Consider the following 21,749-nt stretch of genomic DNA (forward strand, 5'->3'; position numbering starts at 1 on the left):
TTCGGGGTGGCGTCGCTTGATGCGGCTCGGGTTGTCAGCCGATCCCGCTGCGGGAACTCGGCAGGATCGGGGTCTCTTCGGAGCGATTTCGGTGCTGCCGGCGCTGTTATTTCTTTCGTCCCCAGAACATCTCGATTCCGCGCCATTCCATCAGCTGCGGGCTGTCGACGGTGTCCCCGAATGCTTCGCGGACCTCTTCGCCGGACCAGTAGGGAATGTCTTCGACGGAGACCTGCTGAAACAGCTTGTCGAACCATTGCCGGAGGTGGACGTCGGAGTTGATGCGTGCGGTGAACGTCGGCCCCTTCAGGACCGACTCGGCCAGCACGATGCGGCGGCCCGGCTTCATCACGCGCAGCAGGTCCCTGGCCGCCTCCTCCCAGTCGTCGCAGTGCTGGGTCGCCTGGAGCACCGCGACGCAGTCGTACTGCTCGTCGGCCTTCGAGTCGGCGTAGTCCCAGCGCCAGCAGCCGGTCTGACCGTTCCGCCCGGGGAGCTTGCCCAGGACCGCCTTGCGGCCCTCGTGGATGATCTCCACCTCATCCACGACGCCGTCCGGTCCCACGATCTCCCGCATGTCTTCCACCCACCCCGCAGGGGCGATGCCCTCGCCGATGAGCAGGACCTTGTCTCCGGCGCGGAGTTCGAGGAGGCCATAGACGATTTCGGAGATCGGCCGGGCCAGCTCCCTCCAGATGTAGGGCAGCCCGCCGGCGATCGACACGGCGGTCCCCCACTTGTTCTGCAGGGTGCTGTCGTGGACTTCCTTCCCGAAAATTTCCTCGTCCCACGGCTGAATGTGGTCCCACGGGTTTCCGCCGCCGAAACTGCTCTTGGGATCGCTGGTCACCTGATTGCCTCCTACGACTGGGCCGTCGCTCTTGCGATGGCCGCCAGAATTGACTATTGCCGACTTCCCGGACGCCACGGCTCCGGCATCCTCAGGGTGGCCTCCGCGCGTCAGGCGCAGGTGTTCGCGAGGGTGCCGATGCCCTCGATCTCGATCCGGACCTCGTCCCCGGATCGCAGGAACAAGCCTCGTTTGTGCCCCACTCCGGCCGGGGTTCCGGTGGCGATCACGTCGCCGGGTTCGAGGGTCGTCTGCCGCGACAGGTAGGAGACCAGCGCGGGAACCGGGTGAATGAGCTGGGAGGTACGCGCGTCCTGGCGGAGCTCGCCCGCGACCCAGGTGCGCAGGTGCAGGTCATCAGGATCGGCGAACTCGTCGAGCGTGACCAGGGCGGGGCCTATGGGGGTGAAGGTGTCGAAGCTCTTGGCCGCGGTGACGTTGGCGGCCCGGCCGGGTACCCGTCCCTTCTGGACATCGCGCGCGCTGACGTCGTTGCAGATCGTGAAGCCGGCAACGAACGAGTACGCGTCCGCCTCCGGCACGTCCGTTGCGCGCCTGCCGATGACGACCGCGAGTTCGCCCTCGTAGTCGACCTCGTCCGGGGCCGCCTTCGGGAGGCGGATCCGCTCTCCTGTGCCGATCACCGAGGACGGGGCCTTCAGGAAGATGACCGGGTCCTCCGCCGTGCCGGCGTACCCCACTTCCGTGCGGTGACCGGCGTACGCGTAACCCACCGCCCAGATCTTGGAGGGCCTGGGGACGGGCGCGGCGAGCTGGGCCTGGGCCATGGGTATCCGGTCGCGGACCGCGGCCGTGGCGATGGACGCGATGTCGAGGCCGGACTGCAGGGCCGCACCGATGTCGGTCGCGTCGAGGTCGAGGAGGGCGACGGTCTCACCGTCGTCCTCCAGCCTGCCGATCCCCTTGGCCGTGCTGACGAGCCTGGTCACAGGGCCACCGCCTGGTTGTCGAGGCGCAGCAGCTCGTCCTTGGGGTCACCTGCTCGGTAGCGGGCGACGAAGCGGTCGGGGTTGAGTTCCAGGCCGGAGGGGTTCGCCGCGAAGACGGGGCCGGACATGAATGCCACCTCTTCCTCGGTGGTGGCGAAGTTGGCGCAGGAGAACTCGACGATGTTCCTGTCCGGGTCGCGGTAGTAGAAGCTGGTGGCCTGGCCGTGGTTGGCGGCACGGTGCGGGCGCGCACCCAGGGACGCCATGTGCTCGTCCTGGGTGACCAGTTCACCGAGCGAGCCGACACCGAACTGGAAGTGATGCAGGCCCGGCCCTGACGAGTCGGTCCCGATCAGGCTGTCGATGCCGAACAGCGCGAGGACCTGACTGCTGTGCGGGGCGTCATGCACACGGAAGAAGCCCAGCCGGACATCGACCGCTCGCTCGGGCATCCCCGCGGGACGCGGTGGGGAGTCGGGATCGGGGGTCCGCTCGTAGAACGGGCCGTGTCCCAGTACGTGCGTGTAGAAGGCGGCCATGTCGTCGTAGCGGCCGGTCTTGAGTACGAGCTCGGCTATCTGCAGCGCGACGGCCTGTGTCTCGGTGGCCGCGGGGGCGGCCGTGCTCTGGGGGGTGGTCGTCATCGTGAGGGACTCCTTGTCCGTCAGACGGTGGGGTGCAGCGGCCTCGAGGTGCGGTGCGTGATCCGCCACTCCCCGCCGGCGTGGCGGAACCGGTGAACGGTGTTGAGGACGCGGTCCAAGACATAGGCGCCGTCGGGTTGCCGGACGTGCAGCAGAACCATGGCCTGCAGCTCGACCCGCTTGCGGCCACTTCCGTCGTCCTCGTCGTCATGACCGGTGACGACCTCGTTGGCGAGCACATGGACGGTCTGCCGTCCGGTGTCGGCCTCTCGCGCCTTGAGGAAGCCGAGTATCTCGTCCCGTCCGCGGAAGACCCGGCCGTGTGCCTCGAACTCGGCGTCGTCGGCGAACGCGCCGATCCCGGCGGTGGCCCGGCCGCTGTCGATGTCGCGGTGGTAGCTGACGACCAGGGCCCGACAGTGGCCCACAGCATCCCTTCGATCCGCCGGAGACACCACGACGTTCCCCTATCTCTTGAACTGGGGTCAAGCGTAACACCGCACCCACCTTGCCGAAAGATGCCTGATACATATCGCTCTTCCAAAAAACAGCCTGGACATGCGAGTCTGACTCCGGTTCAAGAGTTTGGGTCGCGATTGATCCAACCCGTGTTCAGGAAGGCAGGTCCCCTGTGTCTGACCGCAACGAAAGAGCCGAATCCCGGCGTGTCCTGGTCGTCGGGGCGGGCCCCGTGGGCCTCTCGCTCGCGATCGAGCTGGGGTGGCGCGGTGTGCCGGTGACGGTGATCGACCAAGGCGACGGCCGCGTGCCCTTCCCGGCGGGCGAGGCGATCTTCTCCCGCACCATGGAACACCTTCGGCGCTGGGGCTGTGCGGAGGAGGCGCGCGCGGAGTCGGCACCGCCCACGGACTATCCGCACCGCACGGTGTTCGCCACGTCAGTGACGGGACACGTACTCGCCGAATTCGATTACGGTGTCACGAACCGGTCTCCCGGCATGTACGGCCCGCTGACGCCGGAGGGTCCCGCGTTCCTGTCCAAGTTCTCGTTCCTGCCGTTGCTCGAACGGACGGCGCGAGGTCTGCCCTCGGTGGAGATCAGGTTCGCCACGCGTCTGGAGACGTTCGAGCAGGACTCCGACGGTGTCCTCGCCGTGGTGCGTGACCTGGAGAGCGGCGCCTCCGAGACACTGGCCGGCGCGTACCTCGTGGCCTGTGACGGAGGCCGCAGCAGCGTCCGGCGGACGCTGGGCGTCGAGTTCGAGGGCATGTTCGCGCAGGGCCAGAACTTCGCGGTGCACTTCCGTGCGCCGCAACTGCCGTCCCTGCTCCGGGAGCGGTTGGGCGGCCCGGCGGTGCAGATCCACACACTGTCGTCGGCGCGCAGGCCGTACATCACGGTGGTCAACGGCGTGGACGAGTGGCGGCTCTCGGTCTACCTGGAGCAAGAGCCGGAGCCCGGGGACGCGGTCGCCTGGGTGCAGGAAGCCGTAGGTGCGCCCATCGACGTGGAGATACTCGCCGCCCAGCCCTGGAGCGGGCACTGCGTCGTGGCCCGCAGCTACCGCGCGGGGCGGGTGTTCCTCGCGGGTGACTCGGCGCATCTGCTGTGGCCCAAGGGAGGCTTCGGTGCCAACACCGGGATCGGCGACGCCGTCGACCTCGGCTGGAAGCTCGCCGCGGTCCTTCAGGGCTGGGCGGGCCCCGCACTGCTCGACAGCTACGAGTCGGAGCGGCGGCCGATCGCCGTCCGCAATGTCACGGAGGCTTCGAGCAACTGGCGGTCCGACTCCGAGCTCGCACCCGACGCCGCACTCGGCCGCGCGGACGCGGAGGGCGACCGGGTCCGCGGTGAGATGGGCAAGATGATCCGCCGGTCGAGGGGCAAGGAGTTCCGCTGCACGGGCATCCAGCTCGGATACCGCTACAGCGGCTCCCCGATCTGCGTGCCGGACGGTACTCCGGAGCCGCCCGACGAGCCGGACGACTACGTCCCGTCGACCTGGCCCGGTTGCCGCGCACCGCACGTATGGCTGCCCGACGGCGGCTCGGTGCTCGACCACTTCGGCCGCGGGTTCGTGCTCGTGGTCTCGGGGCCGGCGGACCCGTCCGCGCTGGTGGAGGCCGCACACCAGCGCGGCGTGCCGCTGACGGTGCTGCGCCTCGCCGATCCGGCCGCGGCGAGGCTCTACGAGAGGCCGCTGGTGCTGGTCCGCCCCGACGGGCATGTCGGGTGGCGGGGCGAGCAGGCCCCGGCCGACCCCGGGGCTGTACTCGACCGGCTGCGCGGGGCGGAGGCCGGGAATCCGGCCACGGATTCGGTCATGGAGGCGCGGGCGGTGTCGGCGGGAGTCGCCACCGGCCAACTCTGACCACTCGCCAACTCCGGCCGTCGCGACTCCAGCCCGCCGCGATCAACGGTCAGCAGTCACGCCCTCTTGACCGGTGAACGCCCGGCCAGGACGGACTCCAACAGGAAGCGGAGCATCTCGTGTGCCGGTCGGTTCCGGTCATTGGGCACGTGCGCGCCTTCGAACACGGTGACCACGGTGTCGCGGAGGAGCGTGGCATCGATGTCGGGGTCGCCGTCGAGGCCGTGTTCAGCCATGACCTCGTCGACCAGTCCGACGATCCAGCCCAGGAAGGTGTTGTGGGCGGCCCGAACCGCCTCCGAATGCGGAAGCCGGTCGTGCATGGCCTGGTGCAGCGGCCGGGAATAGCGCATGTCGGACAGCCCCCGCACCAGCCGGCTCAGTGGGTCGGCGCCCGCCTGCTCCGCACTGAGGGTACGGATCTCGCGGCTGAGCATCCGGTCCATCACCGCGGCGAAGATGTCGTCCTTCGAGTCGAAGTACCAGTACACGTTGCCCCTGGCCACCCCGGCGGCGGCACTGATGTCCGCCATCGTGGTCTTGTCGTACCCCTTGGCGAGAAAAAGCTCGGTGGCCGCGGCCAGCAGATCACCTGCCCGCTCTTCACGGGGGATCTGTTGGCGGTTCCGCGGCATTCCGGGCTCCTCTGATGTGTTCAGCTCGTCTCAACTGAGTGTAGTCAGCGAACTGAACCGGCCTGACGGCAATGAAGCGTTCTTGCCGAAAGAGCGGCGGCACGACGGTGCCGGGCATCCCGGAAGCCTGCGAGATGGCTGTATGGCGTAGACATGACTGTGTCCCCCCACCTGTGGCGGGGGGACACAGTCGTCTCGGTCTGCCGACCGGTGCTTCGGCGTCCGTGAGGTCGTCGGCCGAAAGCACGGTCCCGTCGAGTCAGGGCACCAGGACGATTTTCCCGCTGGTGCGACCGGTCATGACCTGGCGATGGGCGGCAGCGGCTTCGTGAAGCGGGTAGCTGCCGGCGATCAGGACGTTCAGCCGCCCTGCCTCCGCAGCCTCGGTGAGCCGCAGTCGGGCGGCAGCCCGGACCTCCGTGCCCGGATCCGCGCCAGGCCCGCCACCGAGCAGCTTGATGCCGGCCTGGGCCCCGCGCGCGAACCCCGCGATGGTGGCGATGCGGGAACGGTCCGCCACGAGTTCCACGGAGACGTCAACCGCCTCGTCGGTGCCCACCAGGTCGGCCGCCGCGTGGACACCCTCCGGCGCTGCCGCGCGTACCCGGTCGGCCAGACCGGGCCCGTACGCGATCGGAATCGCCCCCAGCTCGCGCAGCATGTCGTGCTTGCCGGGGCTTGCCGTTCCCACGACGGTGGCGCCGCCCGCCACCGCCAGCTGCACGGCCATCAGGCCGACTCCTCCGGCGGCACCATGGATCAGCACCGACTCGTCCTTGCCCAGACCGATCGCATCGAGAACGTGTGCGGCGGTGACGCCGACGACCATCAGGCCGGCGGCCTGCTCCCAGGACAGCGCGGCGGGCTTCGGTACCACCGACGAGGCCGGGACGACGAGTTCGGCAGCGTACGCGCCGGGCGCACGATAGGCGATCACCTCGTCGCCGACCTCGACCGGACCTGCGGGGCCGTTCGCGTGGGCGCCCACCGCGGTCACCACACCCGCCGCCTCGGCGCCGAGCCTCATCGGCAGCTTCGCCGGATCGGTCCCGAAGGTGCCGTCGTACGTCTTGTGGTCGAAGGGGTTCACCCCGGCGGCGCGGACCGTGATGCGCACCTGGCCCGGCCCGGGGTCCGGGACGGCGACATCGATCACCGACAGCACCTCGGGATTTCCGTACGCACTCGCCACTACTACTTCACTCATGTCACCAACTCAGTTCCGAGGGACTCATTCCCGCACAGTCGCAGTCGCTTGCGTCGTCCGGCACGGTGCCGAGCAGCCGCGCCCACCGCGAACAGTGGACTGTCACGCAGGGGTGTCGATGCTCCAGGACGTGACGAAGTCGGGTACCACCTCGACCCAGTTGGGACCGAAGCCCGGCCCGAGCACTTCGCCGCTCTCCGTGTGCAGGACCGCCGCTCCCTTGATCAGGATCCCGCGCGGCTGCCAGGTCTGCCCGTCCGCCACGTCGTCGACCACCAACGCCGCCTGCGGGTTGACCGTGAGGTGACGGATGTAGAGCCGCTCCTGTCCGCGCCCTTCCAGGACGCGCCCCCCGATCTTGATGACCTCGCGCTCCGGATCGAAGTGGTACCGGATGGGCACCACGTGCGGTTTGCCGGACGTACCCGTCGTGGCGAGCCGCCCAAGGATGTGTTCGCTCAGGTAAGCGACTTCCTGCGCGTTGAACCTACCCATGTCGATCTCCGTTTCGTTGGTTGGCTCCGACGTCCACGGAACGTCGGCTCCCTGCGGCAGCGGCTACTGGTAGCGGGAGGCGAGGTCCGAACGGCGGCCGCCGGACAGTACGGCGCTTTCGGCGGCGAGCAGCGCGTCGAGTGCCGCAGGCTGGTCCTCCAGGCGGTCCGCGCGGCGGGCCACCAGGACGAAGTCCATGTCGTCTGCGTGGAGGCGGGCATACGCGGCACCGATACCAGAGGAAGCACCTGTTATCAGAGCAAGGGGCCTAGTCATGACGACATGGTAATTCAGCAGCTTGCCCACTGACAAATACTTGATACTCATTAAGGCACCTTACCTTTCCCCGGTGCCTGAAGCGGCGAACCGGAGGGGCGGATGAGTCGCGGCGGGCGACCGGGGGGACCGGGGGGCTGCGCCGCTGTTTGCTGCGTGACCGCTCACCGGGTGCGCGGTCACGCCTCTCCATCGCCGTCAGCCGACCCCGGGCAACCCGCGCGTGCAGCGCACCCGCAACCGCGTGCTGGCCGTCGCACGAGAACTGCTGCCCCAGGTCGGACCGTCCGGGCTGACCTACGCCCTGCTCGCCGAACGGGCCGACGTCACCCGCCAGACCCTCTACCGGCACTGGCCCACCCGGGCCGCGCTCCTCTTCGACCTCGTCCTCGAAGGCCCCGACCTCGGCACCTATCCCGAACCGGGCAACGATGTACGTGACGTGGCCACCGCCTGGCTCAAAAGCCTGCGCGCCGGCGTCAGCGTCCCGGCCGTACGCACCGCGGCACTGGCCGTCACCGCTCAGGCAGACCACGACCCCGACAGCGCCCGGGCACTCGTCCGCATCAGCGAAGACCGCCACACCGGCTTCAACCAACTGCTGGAGCCTTCGGGCATCCAGATCAGCGACGACGAGTTCACCCTGCCCTACGGACCCGTCCTCGCCCGCCTCTTCCTCGACCGAGGCCGAGTTCGGCCACCGGTTCACGTCCAAGCCCGCAGGAACCGATACCACACGGGGAGAGGGCGCGGGTGAAGTGTCAGGCGGACGCGTCGCGGTCCATGCTCACACCGTGGCCGGGCTCGTACGCCTCGGTGCGCGGCAGCAACTGACCTTCCTCGTTCACAGGGGCACCGGCCCACACTCTCGAGGCGTCCATGCCCGGGCCGAGCCACTGAGCGCCTCCGGTGAGGCGATAGGTGACGGACACGGGAGGGCCTGCCGCGACTTCCCGCTCCACCAATGCCTGCGTCCGCCAGTTCCGTCTTTCAACACCGCCCTGGCGACCGTCGAGGCCGACGACTCGGTGAAGCAGACCGCCGCCGCGGGCGAAGTCGGCGACTTCCTGACCGCACGGGACTCGGGCCGCTACGCCAAGGGCGTCGACGTATCCGTGCTGTCGGTCGTGGGCGACCACGACACCTTCTCCATCGACCCTGCCGACCGCGACAGGACCGTCGCCGCGGAGCCGGCCGCCTACCCGGCCAGCCCTCGAGGCGACGTGAAGGTGATTCCCGACGCCGGTCACGACCTCGCGCTGCAGCTCACGGTGAGCGCACCACGTGAGCCGATGCCGGACCGACAGGCCGGCCCATGGCACTCCGATGTCTACCCACCGCACCTGCCCGAGAACCAGCCGGTGGGCGACGAACCCCCCTCAGACGCCTGGCGGACCGCGACCTCACACCAATCCGGCGAACGGTAGCCTCGCGCTGTCCGCGGCACGGGCACCAGCCGGGCGCGGCGCCGCGCGGTCGAGGCCGTGGCTGATCTTCCGCCAGGCCCGGTGGCCCATGATCGAGGCCCCTCGGCGATTCTCCACGGGAGGCCCCCGCCTCCCTTTCAGGGGAGAATCGCTTACCCGCGAATAGCAACCGGCACGCAGGTCAATTCCCGCGGTCGCGCCTTTCCGCAGACCCCGAAGGGAAGAATCGCTTACCTGGAGAACGGTAGGCAGGGGAAATTTTCTTACCCCTCACAGCGCGCTCTTCCGATGCAAAGCTTGGTCACGAACTGAGCAGAAACCTCGAGGAGCCCGATCACGATGTCCCGTTCCGGCCGCCCCACGATCGCCATTGCCTTTCACTCCGGCTACGGCCACACAGCCGTCATCGCCGAAGCCGTGGCGCGTGGCGCAGCGGAAGCCGACGCCGAGGTGGTCTCTATCGCCGTCGGCACCATCACCGACGAGCAGTGGGCACAGCTCGACGCCGCGGACGCGATCATCTTCGGAGCCCCCACGTACATGGGGACCGCGTCCGCGGCCTTCCACGCGTTCGCCGAGGCCAGCGGCAGACGCTGGTTCTCCCATGTCTGGGTGGACAAGCTCGCCGCGGGCTTCACCAACTCCGGCGCCAAGAACGGCGACAAGTCATCCACGCTGGGCTACTTCGCCACCATGGCCGCCCAGCACGGCATGCACTGGATCAGCCTGGGTCTGCAGCCGGGCTGGGCCTCCACCACGGGCACCGAGGACGACATCAACCGCCTGGGCTTCTTCATGGGCGCCGGCGCCCAGAGCCCGACCGATGCCGGACCGGACGCGGTCCACAAGTCGGACATCGCCACCGCAGAGCACCTGGGTGCGCGCGTCGCACACCAGGCCGCGATCTTCCGGGCCGGGCGGGCCGCCCTCCCCGCCTGATCACAAGGCCCTCTTTCCCCTATCCGAATCACCACCCCCCGCAAGGAGCGCACCATGTCCGACTCCCCCGACCTCGCCCTCATCCGCCGGGTCTACGAATCCCGCATGGCGCCCGAGGTCACCAAGGAGGTCATGGCCCCTGACTTCGTCTGGGACATCACCCCGGGGTTTCCGAACAGCGGCGTGTACCACGGCTGGGACAGCGTGGCGAAGGACTTCTTCGGCACACCGATGCCGAACATCGTGTCCTTCGGCGCTGTGCCCGAGGAGTTCTACACCGACGACGCAGGCCACGTCTTCGTGTTCGGGCACTACCACGCCGAGACCAAGACCGGCGGCAAGGCCGACGTCCGGTTCATCCACCTGTGGACCGTCCGCGACGGCAAGGCCGTCAGCATGCGGCAGGCCGCCGACAGCCACATCCTCCAGGAAGCCCTCAAGGGCTGAGACCACCCCCAAGGAGACCTACCCATGGCGAAGATCCTCTTCGTGATCACCGCGTCCGACCACTGGACACTGGCCGACGGAACGCGGCAGCCGGCCGGCTTCTGGGCCGAGGAAGCAATCGGCCCTTACCAGGTCTTCAAGGAGGCCGGATTCGAGATCGCGTCGGCGACACCCGGCGGTGTGCCGCCCACGGCGGATGCGCTCAGCCTCACCGCGGAGTTCAACGGCGGAGAGGAAGGCGCACAGCGCATGCGCACCGCCCTGCGTGAGGCGACCGAGCTGGCGCACCCGATGCGCATCGAGGACGTCAACATCGACGACTACGTCGCCGTGTTCTACCCCGGCGGCTGGGGCCCGATGGAGGACCTGCCCGACAACACCGCCTCCGGCAAGCTCCTCACCGAATGGCTCGCTTCGGGCAAGCCGGTGTCGCTCGTCTGCCACGGCCCCGCGGCGCTGCTTGCCACCATCGGCCCCGACGGCACGTCCCCGTTCGCGGGCTACCGTCTGACCGGCCTCTCCAACGCCGAGGAGAAGCTGAACGGGCTCGCGGACCGTGCGAAATGGCTGTTGCAGGACCGCCTCGTCAACGAACTCGGGGCGGACTACCGCGAGGCCGATCCGTTCACGGTGCACGTCGAGTTCGACCGCAACCTGTACACCGGCCAGAACCCGGGCTCGGCGGTCCCGCTCGCCCAGGAGCTCGTCAAGGCACTGGACTGACCCCGCAGCTGTGTGATCTCTCGGCGGCCCGTACGCGCTCAGGACCGCCGAGTCCACTTTCACCTGCTGCCACAGGGGTCGGAACCGAGGCATTTTTCGCACATCAGCCAGGCCGACATGGGCAGGAACTCTCCCCCTCACAGCTGCCGAGCTTTTGTGCGAAGCTGCAAATCATGAATCGCAATCCCCATCTGAACGAGCTGGGTGAGTTCCTCAAGGCCCGCCGTGCCGAAGTCAGCCCTTCCGAGGTCGGACTCCGCGGAGGGCAGCGGCGGCGTGTGAGCGGTCTGCGCCGTGAGGAAGTGGCTCTTCTCGCCGCGATCAGCACCGAGTACTACACACGGATCGAGCAGGGCCGTCTCCAAGCATCGGCCCCCCTCCTCGAGGAAATTGCCCAGGTGCTCCGCCTGAACGACGATCAGCGGACCTACCTCTTCGACCTCGCGGCGAAAGAGAGACTGCGTCCGCCGACGTCCGGAGACCGCCAGCACGTGGACACGCAGCTGCAGCGCATGCTGGATGATCTCACCGCCTCCCCGGCCTTCGTCATCGGCCGGCGCACCGACATCCTGGGCTGGAACCAGCTCGCCGCCGCCCTGTGGACCGACTTCGGGCGCTATCCGGAGCAGGAGCGCGTGTTCGTCCGGCTCCTTTTCACCGAACCCTGGATGCGCGAGCTGTATGCCGACTGGGAGGAGGTCACCCGGCTGGCCATCGCCCAGCTGCGCATGGAGAGCGCGCGCTACCCCGGCGACCAGCGCCTCACCGCTCTGGTCGAGGAACTCTCCGCCCGTGACGCACAGTTCCGGGAGTGGTGGACCGCCCATGACGTCGCGATGCGGGGCAAGGGCGTCAAGAAGCTTCGTCACCCGGTGGTGGGCGAGCTGACACTCGACTGGAACACGCTCACGTGTGGCACCGACCCCGACCAGCACATCATCGTGTGGAACGCCGAACCGGGTTCCCCCTCTCACGACGGGCTACGCCTCCTGGCTTCCTGGGCCGCGGACCAGAAGCGGACGGCGTCCGGCACCGTCGCGTAAACCTCTCCCAGGATCACTGCGGTCAGAAATCAACTGCGGAGTGCGAGAAGGACCTTGGGCACCACGGCCCCGCCGGACAAGTCGGCGCCATCGCCGACTGCGACCGAGTCCCAAGCCCTGACACCGCCCGCCACGCGCCGGACGTTCACGGCCGCGGACTGACTCTCCTGTTCGCGATGGCGGGCGACGCAGCCGTCGGGAACCTCTACCGGGCAGCCGATGCTCGACTTCAATGCAAAGGACCTGCACGCTGCGACCGCCACCGCGGGCTCGTCACGGCTACTCAGGTCGGCTACGCCGCGGGGATCCTTCTCCACGTGCCGCTCGATGACGTACGTGACCGGCGAAGGCTCATCCCCGTGATGTTGCTGTGCTCTGCAGTAGCGCTGCTCTTGTGCGCGCCGACACCCTCGCGACAGCGGTGAGGTGGTGTTCGTCGTGGATGACCACGTCCGCGTCTCCTCGTAGCAGCCGGCTACCCGCCCGCAGCAAGCACTGCCAGGGAGTGCCCGAAGGCCGTCTGGCCCGCGCAACGACGCTGTCCACCCAATGAACAACGAGTAAGGGATCAGCTGTTGTTGCGGACCTTGACGCCAGGGCGCCAGCCGAGGAGGCGGGAGATGCCGAGACCGCTCGCGATCACGGACGGAAGCACCTCCTGGTGCTTCACCGAGTCAGTGCGCACGACCACGGACAGCGCCGCTACGACACGGCCTTCGCCATTCACGATGCGCATGGCCACCGAATCCAGACCGGGAGTCAGCTCCTCTCGCACCGTGGCCGTCCCGGTGCGACGACAGTCGGCGAGCTCCTTGCGCAGCACCTCCGGCGCCACGATGCTTCGCGGTGCGTATTCCCGGAGTTCGCCCGACAGCACGGCCTCGATCAGCTCAGTGCCTCCGTGGCTGAGCAGCACCTTGCCCACGCCCGTGCAGTGCAGGGGAAGCCGCCCACCGACCTGGGAGACGAGCTCGGGTGCCTCCGGCGCGGACAGCCTCTCGATGATCACCGCTTGCCGGCCCTCCAGGACCGCCAGTTGCACGTGCTGGTGGAGTGCGGTGTAGAGATCCTCGAGGAACGGCTGGGCCAGCGTGCGCAGTGATTCGGTGAGCGGGGCCAGGGTCCCGAGTTGCCACAGACGCAGTCCCACCGTGAATCTGCCGTCCGGCCGACGATCCAGCGCGCCGAAGTCGGCGAGTTCCATGGCCAGTCTCCGCACAGTGGCGTGAGGCATGCCCGTCTTACGCACCAGGTCGGCGAGGCTGAGCGCAGTGTGCCCGGGCTGGAACACGAACAGTACTTCCAGCAGGCGGGAGCCCACCGTCCTGCCGGGCTCGCTGGTCCGGGGCATACGGCACTGCCTCCTCGCTGTGCGGTACCGCTCGTCTTGCCCGACTCAGGATAGCGACGCCATGGAAAGCGGTGTCCATTCAATGAACACAGCCGTTCCCGGCGGCGCCGGACGCCAGACAGGATCTGGGGCCAGTTGATTTGCCCTGGACGAGTCAGAGGAGTCCATCAGTGCCTGCCACCGTGCCTGGTCCGCGCATTGCCATCGTCGGGGGTGGCATCGGTGGTCTGGCCGCCGGTGCCTTCCTGCGCCGCTCAGGGTTGACGGCCACCGTCTACGAACAGGCGACCGCACTCACCGAGGTCGGCGCCGGGCTCGTGATGGCTCCCAATGCCGTGCGGCTGCTGCGGCGCCTCGGCACCATGGACCAGTTCCTCCGCCGGGCCGTACCGCTGGACTGGGGTTGGGAGTTCCGCCGCTGGACGGACGGGAGAGTGCTCTCGGTCGAGAAGCTGAACGGTGTCTGTGAGCGGCTCTACGGCGAGCGCACCTATGGCGTGCACCGCGCCGACCTGCTCGACTCACTCAGGGCGGCCGTGCCCAGCGAGTGGGTCCGCCTGGGCGCACGCTGCACGGCGGTCGAAGCAGGCGAGGACGTCGTGCTGCTGCGCTTCGCCGATGGCAGCCATGCCGAGGCGGACATCGTCATCGGCGCCGACGGCGTGCACTCCGTCGTCCGCAGCGCGGTGACCGAGCCCTCGCCGCCGACGTACTCCGGTATCTGCGCCTTCCGCACGATCGTGCCCGCCCGAGCCGCGCCCGACTTCGCGCTGCGTCGCGCCCAGACCCTCTGGCTCGGGCCCGGACGGCACTTCGTGCACTACCCGGTCGCCGGTGGGCGGGCCGTCAATGTCGTCGCGTTCGCTCCGGCCGGGGATCACACCGACGAGTCCTGGAGTACGACGGCCACGATCGAGGAGTTCCGTGCCGAGTTCGCCGACTGGGACCCGCGGGTGACGGACCTGATCACCGCCGGCGGTGTACCCGGGCGCTGGGCGCTGCTGGACCGGGCACCACTCCGGCGTTGGAGCCGGGGCAGGATCACCTTGCTCGGGGACGCCGCGCATCCCATGTTTCCCTTCTTCGCCCAGGGCGCGGCCCAGTCCATCGAGGACGCCGCGGCCCTGGCTCGCTGCCTGGCCGCGTATGCGAACGACCCCGAGCGGGCTCTGAAGCGGTACGAGGCGGCGCGGATCGAACGCACCACACGCCTGCAGGAGATCAGTCATGGTCGCAGGGAGATCAACCATCTGCCCGACGGGCCCGAGCAGCAGGCGCGCGATGTCGCACTGGCCGAATCCGATCCGCTGGTGCGCAACGGCTGGATCTACGGCTACGACGCCGAGGAGGCACCGACCTCGTGACCAACAACGCCCACGGCAGGAGGAATGCCACCAGGGCCACCACCACTCCCGCGGCACCGGACGGCAGCGTCAGGTCGAGGAGGAGCTGGTCCAAGCAGTCCTAGCGTCATTCCAGGACACCCAGGATCCGCGGCTCAAGGAGCTGATACAGGCCCTCGCATCAGCTGGCCACGGCGCCGGCGCACACAGCCCCCCGACGGGCGAGCCTCGCGCCTCGTTTTGTCAGGCTGTCCCATCCCGCGCCCGCTGGTACGGGGAGGCAGTCCACGAAGCAAGGAAACGCAGTCCGTCATGAGACGGGGTCCCGGACTCGGCCGTCATGACCACCAGTTGCTGTGCTGGGTCAGCCGTACAGGTCAGGCTGTCCCAGTCGAGAGTGAGGTCACCGGCGACCGGGTGACGCAGCCTCTCCGTGCCGACCCGCAGACCGGGCACCTGGCGACCGGCCCACCACTGCCGGAAGTCGGCGTCGGCCACCGACAGCTCGCCGACAAGTCCGGTCAACGCGGGGTCGCCAGGGCACCTGGCAGCCTCCACCCGCAGTTGGGCGACGCAGCTCCGGGCAACCGTCCTCCAGTCGAGGTAGAGCTCCCGAAAGCCCGGGTCGGTGAAGACCAGCCGGGCGTAGTTGCGCCTCTTCTCCGGAACCCGCTCGAAGTCGGTGAGCAGAGCGGCTGCCAGAGCGTTCCAAGCCAGGATGTCCATGTGACGGCCCAGGACGAGCGCAGGGGTCGCGGTCAGTTCGTCCAGGAGACGTCTGAGTTGCCCCTGGACCTTCTGTGCCGGTCGGCGGCGCGGCGCACACTCACCGCTCGCCGCGAGCGCGAACAGGTGGTCACGCTGGTCATCGTCGAGATGCAGGACACGGACGAGCGTTGCGAGCACTGCTGTCGACACTGGGGCACGCCCCTGTTCCAACCGCGCGTAGCGGTCGGCGCTGATCCCCGCGAGCTGGGCGACCTCCTCCCGGCGCAGCCCCGGCACTCGCCGGGGCGCCCCGGACTCGGGCAGACCCACCGTGCGCGGACTGAGCTGCGCCCGGCACACCTTGAGAAATTCTCCCAGTTCGGCCAAATGCGCTTTGCTGCACATAGCAGCTAGTCTCGCAGCGCTCGACTGAAAAGTGAGGGGGGAGGGTTTTCTCCCAGGCTCTGGGCAGTCGCCTCTTGTTTTCCCGCGGCGTGAGGCTACAGATCCCCGGTGATCATTTGCGGTCAGGTCAGGTCACCCGACCGGCTGCGGACTCGCCGAGGTGACTGGCAGCCCACGAGGCCAGCGTGCGCAGTCCGTCGTACGACGGACTGCCGGGCTCCGCCGTCCAGACGACGAGTTCCTGATCGGGATTCGTGCTGCAAGTGAGGGTGTCCCAGTCGAGGGCCAGTTCGCCGACGACGGGGTGGTAGAACCGCTTCGTGCCTATGGTGCGGAACGCCGCGTGGCGGCTTCCCCACCACTGTCCGAAGTCCTTGTCCTGCACGGAGAGTTCGCCAACCAGACTGGTCAGCCGCGGGTCGTCCGGGTACTTGGTGGCCAGCGTGCGCAGATGGAACACGCATGCGCGGGTGACGGTCCGCCAGTCCGCGTACAACGTCCTCATGGACGGGTCGGTGAAGAGGATCCGGACGTAGTTCCGGTTCCTTTCCGGCACCTGCGCGAAGTCGGTGAGCAAGGCGGCTGCGAGCGGATTCCACGCCAGGATGTCCATACGGCGGCCGATCACGACGCCGGGAGTCGCATCGAGGTCGTCGAGCAGGCGGCGCAACTGTGGCTGCACCCTCTGCGCGACCTGGCGGCGGTGGCGCGCCGCGTGTCGGCCGACCAGCTCGAACAGGTGGTCGCGCTGGTCGTTGCCCAGATGCAGGACCTGGGCCAGAGCTGCCAGCACCGGCGCGGACGGCTGGATGCGGCCCTGCTCCAGCCGCGTGTAGTAATCAGTACTGATGGCTGCGAGCAGGGCGACCTCCTCGCGGCGCAGGCCGGGCACACGCCGGGGACCACCGGTGTCCGGCAGACCGACGGTGCGCGGGCTCAGTACGGCCCTTCGCGCCTTGAGGAATTCACCCAGCTCGTTCAGATGCGCGTCGCCGGTCATGAGGGCCAGTCTCTCACCGCTCGGCCCTCGCGAGGGGGGTAAGGATTCTTCCCCTGGATAAGTCATTCCCAGGATGGAATTCTCCCCTTTGCGGGTTCGCACGATGGTGGCAGGGTCGATGGAGCGGCCCCACGATCAGGACCGCCCTACGGAGAGCATTCACCCGAAGAGGCGGGGTCGCCAACCTCGGGGCCGCAATTGTTTTCCGAACGTCACCGATATTCGGTATTTCCATGCGGCAGGCGGAGGAGGCGGGAAGAGAAAGTGCTGAAAGAAGTCAGGTCTCCCAGCAATGGCCTGGCACTTGGCGCCGGTCTCCACGCCCGGCGACTGGCCTCGCACGACTTCGCCTCTCCCTCCCTGAACACACGTTAGGAACACCCCCCCATGACCGACCGGAAGAAGTTCGCGCCGCCGGCGATCCAGGAGTTCGCCCCCAAGCTCGCGGAGGTGACCGACACAGTCCTGTTCGGCGACATCTGGGAGCGCCCGGGTCTGTCCCCGCGCGACCGGAGCCTGGTCACCGTCACCGCGCTCGCCGCCCTGTACCGCAACGACCAACTCGCCTTCCACCTTGGCAAGGCGCTGGAGAACGGCGTGACCAAGGACGAGTTGATCGAGGTCATCACCCATCTGGCCTTCTACGCCGGATGGCCCAACGCCATGACCGCCATGAACCAGCTCAAGGAGATCGTGGACAAGGCCGACCAGTCCGGCTGAGGCCTCTCCCGGACAGCCCACACCCGACAGAGCGGGCTCGCGCCCCCATCCGCCGCCGCGCTGTCTGGCGACAGCACCGCCAAGGGAAACACACATGGAACTGCTGAAGCAGCCCCCGACCATGAGGCTTCCCGCCGAGTGGTTCACCGGCGACGCCTACGCCGACGTGATCTACCGCGGCGAGGCCCCCTCCCGAATGCGGGCCAACATGGTCCGGTTCACGCCCGGCGCCCGCACCGCCTGGCACTCCCACTCCCTGGGACAGACCCTCTACATCGTCGAGGGCATCGCCTTGGTGCAGTCGCGTGGCGGCGACATCATCGAGGCCCATCCCGGCGACGTCATCCACACGCCCCCGGGTGAGGAGCACTGGCACGGGGCCGCGCCCGACCAGTTCATGATCCATCTCGCGCTGTGGGAGACCGACGACGCCACCTGGCTCGAGCACGTCTCGGACGTCGACTACCACGGCCCGCGCGTCAGCACCCGCACCCGCCCCTGACGCCACCACGTACCTGCCAAGACCTGGGACAGCATCATGCGAGCAACCATCATTCACGGCCCCGGCGACATCCGGGTGGAGAACGCCCCCGAGCCGAAGATCACGGCGGCCACGGACGCGGTCATCCGTACCGTCGCCACCTGCGTGTGCGGCTCCGACCTGTGGAGCTACCGGGGCATCAACCCGGTCACCGAGCCGCAGCCGATCGGCCACGAGTACGTCGGCATCGTCGAGGAGGTCGGCAACGACGTATCGACCGTCAGGCCCGGCCAGTTCGTCATCGGCTCCTTCATCGCCTCCGACAACACCTGCCCGAACTGCCTGGCCGGCTACCAGACCAACTGCCTGCACCGGGACTTTCCCAACGGCTGCCAGGCCGAGTACATCCGCATCCCCCTCGCCGACGGCACTCTGGTCGCCATTCCGGAGCAGCCGGCCGAGGAGCTGATTCCGAGCCTGCTGGCCCTGTCCGACGTCATGGGCACCGGTTGGTACGCCGCCAAGGCGGCCGCGGTCCAGCCTGGTTCGACGGCCGTGGTCGTCGGTGACGGCGCGGTGGGCCTGTCCGGCGTCATCGCCGCGAAGGAACTGGGCGCCGAACGCATCATCGCCATGAGCCGCCACGAGTCCCGGCAGAAGCTGGCCCTGGAGTTCGGCGCCACCGACATCGTCACCGAACGCGGCGAGGAAGGCATCGCCCGCGTCAGGGAACTGACGAACGGCGTCGGCGCCGACTCCGTCCTCGAGTGCGTCGGCACACAGCAGTCGATGCAGCAGGCCCTGCAGTCCACCCGGCCGGGCGGCAGCGTCGGCTTCGTCGGCATGCCCCACGACGTGCAGATCGACGGCCAGGAGCTCTTCTTCTCCCACGTCGGACTGCGCGGGGGCCCCGCCCCCGTGCGGGCCTACCTTCCCGACCTCATAGAGCGCGTCTTCAGCGGCCGTATCAACCCGGGCAAGGTCTTCGACCTCACCCTGTCCCTGGACGAGGTCGCCGAAGGCTACAAGGCCATGGACGAACGCCGCGCCATCAAGGCGCTGCTGCGTCCGTGAAATAGAGCCCCGGCGGTGGTGGGCAGCCCCAGCCGCGCCCGCCCACCACAGCCCAGCAGAACGGACCGACCGCCATGACCAGCGAGGCGATCCTCACCGTAGAGGCGTACTTCGACGCCCTCGGCACACGCGAAATGGAACGGATCCTCTCCCACTTCGCACCCGACGCGACCTGGACAATCCCGGGTGACCCGGCACTGACACCCTGGGCCGGACGCCGCACCGGACCGGAGAAGATCCGGCAGTCGCTCACCGAGTTCTTCGCCGCCGTCGAGCCGCTCGCGTTCGAGCTGCAGACCATGGTGGAGGCCGACGGACAGGTACTGGCGCCAGGCCGGTACGTCTCCCGGTTCCGTCCCTCGGGACAGGTGCTCGAAAGCGAGATGATCCTGCGTTTCACCGTCGCCGACGGCCTGATAACCGATTATCGCGTCTTCGAGGACTCACTCGGCATCACACGTACCTGCCTCGGCGAGCATCTCTCCACCACTCCCGCCTGACCGCAGGTCTTCCGGCACCCCCGACCACAGTGACGCCCGTTCCTACGCCTTCGCCGACGCCGCGGTGAATCTCGCCCTGAGGCCGGCCCGACGACCGTGACGAGCTTCCTTCCGCCCTCACCGGATGATGGAGATTGGGGAAACACCGATGACGACATGGACCAGCGACGAGCTCAACCGCATCGGCGGGGCCGACGAGCTGGAGATGTCACCGCTCCGTCGTGACGGCACCCTGCGGGGGCCGGTGCCGATCTGGGTCGTCCGCGACGGCGACCATCTCTACGTCCGCTCCTTCCGAGGTACGGACGGCGGTTGGTGGCGCACGGCACGCGCGAACCATCAGGGGCGCGTCCGATCCGGCGGCGTCGACAAGGACGTCACGTTCGTCGAGGTGACGGACTCCGAGATCAACGACCGCATCGACACCGCGTACCGCGCCAAGTACGGCCGCTTCGGCGGCGCGTACGTCAATCCCATGGTGTCGGCACGCCCGACGACGCTGGAGCTCGTGCCCAGATGAGCCAGACGTGCCCGCTGGGGGCCACTGGACTCCCGCCAGCAGTCCGCCCGACCCAGGAGCAAGCCCCGTGATCGGTCTCGAACTCGTCGTGCTCCTGGGCGTGGCCGTGCTGGTCGGCCAGTTCGTCGCGCAACGCCTGGGCGTGGCACCACCCGTCATGCTGCTTGTCGTGGGTGCCCTCGTCGGGCTGGTCCCGGCCGTGCGCCAGACACAGCTTCCCCCGGAAGTCGTGCTGCTGCTCTTCCTGCCGGTGCTGCTGTACTGGGAGAGCCTCACGACGTCCATGCGGGAGATCCGTACGAACCTCCGCGGCATCACCCTGCTCAGCACGGTCCTGGTGATCCTCACCGCGTGGGCCGTCGCGGTCGCCGGGCACGCGCTCGGACTGCCGTGGGGACCGGCGTGGGCGCTGGGCGCGGCCGTGGCTCCGACCGACGCCACAGCGGTGGGCGTCCTGGCCCGCTCTCTGCCGCGCCGTCAGGTCACCGTGCTGCGTGCCGAAAGCCTCGTCAACGATGGCACCGCACTGGTCATCTTCGGCCTGGCGGTCGGTCTCACCGTCGGCGAGGAACACCTCACCCTTCCACACGTCGGCGCACTGTTCCTCCTGGCCTACGGCGGAGGGGCCGCAATCGGGGTGGCGGTCGCCTGGATCAACATGAACCTGCGGCGACGCCTGGACGATCCCCTGCTCGGCAATCTCGTCATGATCCTTGCGCCGTTCACGGCGTATCTGCTCGCCGAGCTGATCCACGCCTCAGGCGTCCTCGCGGTCGTCGTGAGCGGGCTGATCATGGCCCAGGTGGCTCCCAGCCTCATCCGCGCCGAGCACCGGCGCCAGGCACTGGCCTTCTGGCCGCTGCTCACCTTCATCATCAACGGCACACTTTTCGTCCTGGTCGGAGTGGAACTCCAGTACGCGCTCCGCCACTTGAACGGGTCCGACCTCCAGAACGCCCTGATCGCGATCGGAGTGGTCAGCGTCGTGCTGGTCGCGGTCCGCTTCGTGTTCCTGTTCGCCTCCGCCTACCTGATCCGCGCCATCGACCGGCGTCCTCAGCAGCGGGAACTGAGAATCAGTCACCGGGCACGTGTCGTCAGCGGTCTTGCGGGCTTCCGTGGCGCGGTGTCGCTCGCCGTGGCGCTCTCGGTGCCGGAGACCCTCGACTCCGGCGCCCCCTTCCCCGACCGTGCCTTTATCGTCTTCGTCACCTCCGGCGTCATCGTGGTGACACTCGTGGTGCAGGGGCTGCTGCTGCCGGGCGTGGTGCGCTGGGCCCGGCTGCCGCGCGACACGTCCGTCGACGAGGAAGAGATCCTCGCCGACACCACGGCCACCGAGGAAGCAGTCCAGGCACTACCGCGACTCGCCGAGGAACTGGGCACCACCCCGAAGGTCACGGAGTGGCTGCGCCAGGAGTACGAGGCCCACCTGGCAACCGTACGGGCCAGGGGCGCGGGCTCTGACGGCGATCCCGCCCTGCTCCACAACCGCCACTACACCGAGCTGCGCCTGGCCCTCATCGCCCACAAACGCGCAACCGTCGTCCGCCTGCGCGACGAACGGCACATCGACGACACCGTGCTGCGCCGGCTCCAGGCGGCCCTGGACAACGAAGAAGTGCGGCTGGCCGGGCGCGAGCAGGCGGAGTGAGCCAAGCGTGACGCCCGGCCTGGAT

At 68.6% G+C, this 21,749-nt stretch carries 26 protein-coding genes; 14 read left to right on the forward strand and 12 right to left on the reverse strand.

Going from position 1 to position 21,749, the window contains the following annotated elements; genetic code table 11:
- Positions 1–106: 106 nt before the first annotated feature.
- The 4 genes from ACN20J_RS01540 to ACN20J_RS01555 all read right to left on the reverse strand — a co-directional run bounded on the left by ACN20J_RS01540 (position 107) and on the right by ACN20J_RS01555 (position 2,872).
- Entirely contained in the window at positions 107–850 is a 744-nt protein-coding gene (locus tag ACN20J_RS01540; RefSeq protein WP_326732725.1) for a methyltransferase domain-containing protein, read from the reverse strand.
- A gap of 110 nt (positions 851–960) precedes the next feature.
- Complete coding sequence (locus ACN20J_RS01545; RefSeq protein WP_419664928.1) at positions 961–1,800, reverse strand: fumarylacetoacetate hydrolase family protein; 840 nt, start codon at positions 1,798–1,800, stop codon at positions 961–963.
- Positions 1,797–2,444, reverse strand: coding sequence for a VOC family protein (locus ACN20J_RS01550; protein ID WP_419664929.1), 648 nt, complete (start codon positions 2,442–2,444; stop codon positions 1,797–1,799). The genes ACN20J_RS01545 and ACN20J_RS01550 overlap by 4 nt, the downstream gene beginning before the upstream one ends.
- A 20-nt stretch (positions 2,445–2,464) precedes the next feature.
- Entirely contained in the window at positions 2,465–2,872 is a 408-nt protein-coding gene (locus ACN20J_RS01555) for a nuclear transport factor 2 family protein (protein WP_419664930.1), read from the reverse strand.
- 203 nt (positions 2,873–3,075) lie between these two features.
- Here ACN20J_RS01555 and ACN20J_RS01560 point away from each other — a divergent pair, with 203 nt between their 5' ends.
- A complete protein-coding gene (locus tag ACN20J_RS01560; protein ID WP_419664931.1) occupies positions 3,076–4,776 on the forward strand; it encodes an FAD-dependent monooxygenase in 1,701 nt (566 codons plus the stop codon).
- A gap of 56 nt (positions 4,777–4,832) precedes the next feature.
- Here ACN20J_RS01560 and ACN20J_RS01565 read toward each other — a convergent pair whose 3' ends face one another.
- From ACN20J_RS01565 to ACN20J_RS01580, 4 genes are all read right to left on the reverse strand, one after another.
- Positions 4,833–5,411, reverse strand: a complete 579-nt coding sequence (locus ACN20J_RS01565; RefSeq protein WP_055612963.1) for a TetR/AcrR family transcriptional regulator — start codon at positions 5,409–5,411, stop codon at positions 4,833–4,835.
- A gap of 259 nt (positions 5,412–5,670) precedes the next feature.
- A complete protein-coding gene (locus ACN20J_RS01570) occupies positions 5,671–6,603 on the reverse strand; it encodes a quinone oxidoreductase family protein (RefSeq protein WP_419668811.1) in 933 nt (310 codons plus the stop codon).
- A gap of 117 nt (positions 6,604–6,720) precedes the next feature.
- Positions 6,721–7,113: a pyridoxamine 5'-phosphate oxidase family protein gene (locus ACN20J_RS01575; protein ID WP_419664932.1), complete on the reverse strand. Its 393-nt coding sequence runs from the start codon at positions 7,111–7,113 to the stop codon at positions 6,721–6,723.
- A gap of 63 nt (positions 7,114–7,176) precedes the next feature.
- Positions 7,177–7,389: a hypothetical protein gene (locus tag ACN20J_RS01580; RefSeq protein ID WP_419664933.1), complete on the reverse strand. Its 213-nt coding sequence runs from the start codon at positions 7,387–7,389 to the stop codon at positions 7,177–7,179.
- 223 nt (positions 7,390–7,612) lie between these two features.
- Here ACN20J_RS01580 and ACN20J_RS01585 point away from each other — a divergent pair, with 223 nt between their 5' ends.
- Positions 7,613–8,146: a TetR/AcrR family transcriptional regulator gene (locus tag ACN20J_RS01585; RefSeq protein ID WP_419664934.1), complete on the forward strand. Its 534-nt coding sequence runs from the start codon at positions 7,613–7,615 to the stop codon at positions 8,144–8,146.
- A 4-nt stretch (positions 8,147–8,150) separates the two neighbouring features.
- On the opposite strand, the gene ACN20J_RS01590 is transcribed toward ACN20J_RS01585, so the two are convergent.
- Positions 8,151–8,321 carry a hypothetical protein gene (locus tag ACN20J_RS01590; RefSeq protein ID WP_419664935.1) on the reverse strand — a complete coding sequence of 57 codons (171 nt, stop codon included), beginning with the start codon at positions 8,319–8,321 and terminating at the stop codon, positions 8,151–8,153.
- 96 nt (positions 8,322–8,417) lie between these two features.
- On the opposite strand from ACN20J_RS01590, the gene ACN20J_RS01595 reads away from it, so the two are divergent.
- From ACN20J_RS01595 to ACN20J_RS01615, 5 genes are all read left to right on the forward strand, one after another.
- Positions 8,418–8,816: a hypothetical protein gene (locus tag ACN20J_RS01595; RefSeq protein ID WP_419664936.1), complete on the forward strand. Its 399-nt coding sequence runs from the start codon at positions 8,418–8,420 to the stop codon at positions 8,814–8,816.
- Between the two features lie 339 nt (positions 8,817–9,155).
- Complete coding sequence (locus tag ACN20J_RS01600) at positions 9,156–9,755, forward strand: flavodoxin family protein (RefSeq protein WP_419664937.1); 600 nt, start codon at positions 9,156–9,158, stop codon at positions 9,753–9,755.
- A gap of 54 nt (positions 9,756–9,809) precedes the next feature.
- Complete coding sequence (locus ACN20J_RS01605) at positions 9,810–10,202, forward strand: nuclear transport factor 2 family protein (protein ID WP_419664938.1); 393 nt, start codon at positions 9,810–9,812, stop codon at positions 10,200–10,202.
- Positions 10,203–10,226: 24 nt separating this feature from the next.
- On the forward strand, positions 10,227–10,925 hold the full coding sequence (locus tag ACN20J_RS01610) for a type 1 glutamine amidotransferase domain-containing protein (protein ID WP_419664939.1): 699 nt from the start codon (positions 10,227–10,229) through the stop codon (positions 10,923–10,925).
- A gap of 173 nt (positions 10,926–11,098) precedes the next feature.
- Entirely contained in the window at positions 11,099–11,968 is an 870-nt protein-coding gene (locus ACN20J_RS01615; protein WP_361923656.1) for a helix-turn-helix domain-containing protein, read from the forward strand.
- Between the two features lie 568 nt (positions 11,969–12,536).
- On the opposite strand, the gene ACN20J_RS01620 is transcribed toward ACN20J_RS01615, so the two are convergent.
- Positions 12,537–13,319: an IclR family transcriptional regulator gene (locus ACN20J_RS01620; protein ID WP_361921453.1), complete on the reverse strand. Its 783-nt coding sequence runs from the start codon at positions 13,317–13,319 to the stop codon at positions 12,537–12,539.
- A gap of 170 nt (positions 13,320–13,489) precedes the next feature.
- Here ACN20J_RS01620 and ACN20J_RS01625 point away from each other — a divergent pair, with 170 nt between their 5' ends.
- Positions 13,490–14,683 (forward strand): FAD-dependent monooxygenase, encoded by a 1,194-nt coding sequence (locus tag ACN20J_RS01625; RefSeq protein WP_419664940.1) that lies wholly within the window; start codon positions 13,490–13,492, stop codon positions 14,681–14,683.
- A gap of 222 nt (positions 14,684–14,905) precedes the next feature.
- Here the strand turns inward: ACN20J_RS01625 and ACN20J_RS01630 are convergent, their stop codons facing one another.
- Together ACN20J_RS01630 and ACN20J_RS01635 are read right to left on the reverse strand one after the other, a co-directional pair.
- Positions 14,906–15,775, reverse strand: coding sequence for a helix-turn-helix domain-containing protein (locus tag ACN20J_RS01630; protein ID WP_419664941.1), 870 nt, complete (start codon positions 15,773–15,775; stop codon positions 14,906–14,908).
- Between the two features lie 127 nt (positions 15,776–15,902).
- Positions 15,903–16,775, reverse strand: coding sequence for a helix-turn-helix domain-containing protein (locus tag ACN20J_RS01635; RefSeq protein WP_419664942.1), 873 nt, complete (start codon positions 16,773–16,775; stop codon positions 15,903–15,905).
- Between the two features lie 387 nt (positions 16,776–17,162).
- Here ACN20J_RS01635 and ACN20J_RS01640 point away from each other — a divergent pair, with 387 nt between their 5' ends.
- The 6 genes from ACN20J_RS01640 to ACN20J_RS01665 all read left to right on the forward strand — a co-directional run bounded on the left by ACN20J_RS01640 (position 17,163) and on the right by ACN20J_RS01665 (position 21,724).
- Complete coding sequence (locus ACN20J_RS01640) at positions 17,163–17,495, forward strand: carboxymuconolactone decarboxylase family protein (protein WP_419664943.1); 333 nt, start codon at positions 17,163–17,165, stop codon at positions 17,493–17,495.
- A 94-nt stretch (positions 17,496–17,589) separates the two neighbouring features.
- Entirely contained in the window at positions 17,590–17,997 is a 408-nt protein-coding gene (locus tag ACN20J_RS01645) for a cupin domain-containing protein (RefSeq protein ID WP_419664944.1), read from the forward strand.
- A gap of 36 nt (positions 17,998–18,033) precedes the next feature.
- The gene (locus tag ACN20J_RS01650; protein WP_419664945.1) at positions 18,034–19,050 is read left to right on the forward strand and encodes a zinc-dependent alcohol dehydrogenase family protein; all 1,017 of its coding nucleotides are present in this window, start codon (positions 18,034–18,036) and stop codon (positions 19,048–19,050) included.
- Positions 19,051–19,124: 74 nt separating this feature from the next.
- The gene (locus ACN20J_RS01655) at positions 19,125–19,550 is read left to right on the forward strand and encodes a nuclear transport factor 2 family protein (protein WP_419664946.1); all 426 of its coding nucleotides are present in this window, start codon (positions 19,125–19,127) and stop codon (positions 19,548–19,550) included.
- Between the two features lie 148 nt (positions 19,551–19,698).
- Positions 19,699–20,070 (forward strand): DUF2255 family protein, encoded by a 372-nt coding sequence (locus ACN20J_RS01660; RefSeq protein WP_419664947.1) that lies wholly within the window; start codon positions 19,699–19,701, stop codon positions 20,068–20,070.
- Positions 20,071–20,137: 67 nt separating this feature from the next.
- Positions 20,138–21,724: a Na+/H+ antiporter gene (locus ACN20J_RS01665; protein ID WP_419664948.1), complete on the forward strand. Its 1,587-nt coding sequence runs from the start codon at positions 20,138–20,140 to the stop codon at positions 21,722–21,724.
- Positions 21,725–21,749: the final 25 nt, after the last annotated feature.

It is taken from the genome of Streptomyces sp. 2-1 (assembly GCF_048564895.1).
In the GTDB taxonomy this organism is placed as follows: domain Bacteria; phylum Actinomycetota; class Actinomycetes; order Streptomycetales; family Streptomycetaceae; genus Streptomyces; species Streptomyces phaeochromogenes.

What these genes read in the sequence shown, in the direction of transcription:
- ACN20J_RS01550 (WP_419664929.1), bottom strand. Translation starts at nt 2,444, where the DNA reads ATGACGACCACCCCCCAGAGCACGGCCGCCCCCGCGGCCACCGAGACA.
- ACN20J_RS01565 (WP_055612963.1), bottom strand. Translation starts at nt 5,411, where the DNA reads ATGCCGCGGAACCGCCAACAGATCCCCCGTGAAGAGCGGGCAGGTGAT.
- ACN20J_RS01575 (WP_419664932.1), bottom strand. Translation starts at nt 7,113, where the DNA reads ATGGGTAGGTTCAACGCGCAGGAAGTCGCTTACCTGAGCGAACACATC.
- ACN20J_RS01580 (WP_419664933.1), bottom strand. Translation starts at nt 7,389, where the DNA reads ATGACTAGGCCCCTTGCTCTGATAACAGGTGCTTCCTCTGGTATCGGT.
- ACN20J_RS01600 (WP_419664937.1), top strand. Translation starts at nt 9,156, where the DNA reads ATGTCCCGTTCCGGCCGCCCCACGATCGCCATTGCCTTTCACTCCGGC.
- ACN20J_RS01605 (WP_419664938.1), top strand. Translation starts at nt 9,810, where the DNA reads ATGTCCGACTCCCCCGACCTCGCCCTCATCCGCCGGGTCTACGAATCC.
- ACN20J_RS01610 (WP_419664939.1), top strand. Translation starts at nt 10,227, where the DNA reads ATGGCGAAGATCCTCTTCGTGATCACCGCGTCCGACCACTGGACACTG.
- ACN20J_RS01615 (WP_361923656.1), top strand. Translation starts at nt 11,099, where the DNA reads ATGAATCGCAATCCCCATCTGAACGAGCTGGGTGAGTTCCTCAAGGCC.
- ACN20J_RS01620 (WP_361921453.1), bottom strand. Translation starts at nt 13,319, where the DNA reads ATGCCCCGGACCAGCGAGCCCGGCAGGACGGTGGGCTCCCGCCTGCTG.
- ACN20J_RS01630 (WP_419664941.1), bottom strand. Translation starts at nt 15,775, where the DNA reads ATGTGCAGCAAAGCGCATTTGGCCGAACTGGGAGAATTTCTCAAGGTG.
- ACN20J_RS01635 (WP_419664942.1), bottom strand. Translation starts at nt 16,775, where the DNA reads ATGACCGGCGACGCGCATCTGAACGAGCTGGGTGAATTCCTCAAGGCG.
- ACN20J_RS01640 (WP_419664943.1), top strand. Translation starts at nt 17,163, where the DNA reads ATGACCGACCGGAAGAAGTTCGCGCCGCCGGCGATCCAGGAGTTCGCC.
- ACN20J_RS01645 (WP_419664944.1), top strand. Translation starts at nt 17,590, where the DNA reads ATGGAACTGCTGAAGCAGCCCCCGACCATGAGGCTTCCCGCCGAGTGG.
- ACN20J_RS01650 (WP_419664945.1), top strand. Translation starts at nt 18,034, where the DNA reads ATGCGAGCAACCATCATTCACGGCCCCGGCGACATCCGGGTGGAGAAC.
- ACN20J_RS01655 (WP_419664946.1), top strand. Translation starts at nt 19,125, where the DNA reads ATGACCAGCGAGGCGATCCTCACCGTAGAGGCGTACTTCGACGCCCTC.
- ACN20J_RS01660 (WP_419664947.1), top strand. Translation starts at nt 19,699, where the DNA reads ATGACGACATGGACCAGCGACGAGCTCAACCGCATCGGCGGGGCCGAC.